This is a genomic window from Hydrotalea sp. AMD, assembly GCF_004100315.1.
In the GTDB taxonomy this organism is placed as follows: domain Bacteria; phylum Bacteroidota; class Bacteroidia; order Chitinophagales; family Chitinophagaceae; genus Hydrotalea; species Hydrotalea flava.
This window is the reverse complement of sequence record NZ_SCKY01000082.1, coordinates 1-1,601: the sequence shown is the minus strand read 5'-3', so window position 1 is coordinate 1,601 and position 1,601 is coordinate 1. Positions and strand designations below refer to the sequence as shown.

The 1,601-nt window shown below is 40.3% G+C and carries 3 protein-coding genes; all 3 read left to right on the top strand.

Features of this window, described 5'->3' with window-relative positions:
* On the top strand, positions 1 to 595 hold a 595-nt coding region (gene rpsP / locus EO766_RS18570), incomplete at its 5' end, for a 30S ribosomal protein S16 (protein WP_287101788.1).
* A 94-nt stretch (positions 596 to 689) separates the two neighbouring features.
* Positions 690 to 1,232 carry a ribosome maturation factor RimM gene (rimM, locus tag EO766_RS18120; RefSeq protein ID WP_287101786.1) on the top strand — a complete coding sequence of 181 codons (543 nt, stop codon included), beginning with the start codon at positions 690 to 692 and terminating at the stop codon, positions 1,230 to 1,232.
* Between the two features lie 4 nt (positions 1,233 to 1,236).
* Positions 1,237 to 1,601 (top strand): acyl-CoA thioesterase (locus EO766_RS18115; RefSeq protein ID WP_287101785.1); only part of this gene is annotated, 365 nt, incomplete at its 3' end.

Genomic DNA, 1,601 nt, shown 5'->3' with positions numbered 1-1,601 from the left:
AAAAAAAACGAGCAAGGCTCATAATTTTGTATTAAATATCAAAAACAAAACAGCTAAAGTTGGAGGGAAAGCAATCCTTTATTATTTTCGCCGTCCAAATAAAATTGAAACCCTATTTATTAACGCCTTTAAATGTCTATTTAACATGGCAGTAAAAATGAGATTACAAAGACACGGCAGTAAAAAACGCCCATTTTACTTTATAGTAGTGGCCGATGCCCGTGCACCCAGAGATGGTAAATTCATCCAAAAACTGGGCACTTACAATCCTTTAACCGTACCGGCAACCATTCAATTAGATCGTCAGAAAGCTTTAGACTGGTTACATAAAGGTGCACAACCTACCGACACAGTAAGAAGGATTCTTTCCTTTAAAGGGGTATTGTACCTGAAGCATTTGTTGCGTGGTGTTTCCCTGGGATTATTTGATGATGCAACGGCTATGACCAAATTTCAGGCATGGCACGATGAACATGAAGCCCAGTTAAAACGCAGAGGCGAATCGCACAAGCAACAAAAACGCCAGCGTCAGGAGTATAAACCTGTTGTTAAAAAGGTAGAAGAACAACCTGCTGAAGGCGGTTCAGAAGCGTAGTAAGCCTGTACAAAAAAATGTAGCCCCGTTAACCATTGAACCGTTAACAGGGCTTTTTAATTTTCTGCCTATTCATTCTTTTAACTATATAGTTTTGTGTAACCCAATTGAACGCATGGCCATTCAACAATATATTCATATCGGCAAAATTGTGGCCACTTTTGGCACTAACGGACAGGTAATTGTGCAGCATGTACTGGGGAAAAAAACGGCATTGAAAGGCATTAAGGCCATTTTTATAGAACAAAATAAAAACAGTTACCTGCCTTATTTTGTAGAAACCGCCAAACCCAAAAACACCGAAGAAACCTTTGTGCAATTAGAAGGGGTAGGCAGTAAAGAAGCAGCACACCGTTTTTTAAACAAAAATGTATGGTTGCCTGAGGCAGATGCCATTGCATTAATGGATGTGAATGCACCCATTGCTTTATTGGGATATACCATTGTAGAAAAGCAAAAAACATTGGGTACCATAGAGGAAGTAATAACGCAACCACATCAGGTATTGGTACGCATTTCCATTGAAGGCAAAGAGGTACTTATTCCCCTGCATGAAGATACCCTTCAGAAAATAGACCGTAAAAGAAAAGAAGTTTGGGTAAACCTGCCCGAAGGTTTGTTAGCAATATATCTGTAAATCCATGGAAAATAATGATTATCCTCTGTTTCGCTTTACCATTACGGTAACAGCAGCACATTTAGACCATTTAAACCATGTAAACAATGTGGTGTATGTGCAATGGTTACAGGATGCTGCTTATAACCACTGGATGCAAAAAGTACCCGAAGCCTTGCACCGCAAAGTATTATGGGTAGTACGCCGCCATGAAATAGATTACTTATCCGGCGCTTTTTTAGGTGATGAATTAGAAATAACTACCTGGCCCGGCGAACATACCGGCGTAACCTGGCAACGCCATTATACCATTGTGCGCTTGCGCGATAACCAAACCATTATTAAAGCCACCAGTATTTGGGCATTGGTACACCGTGCTAATTTTCGCCC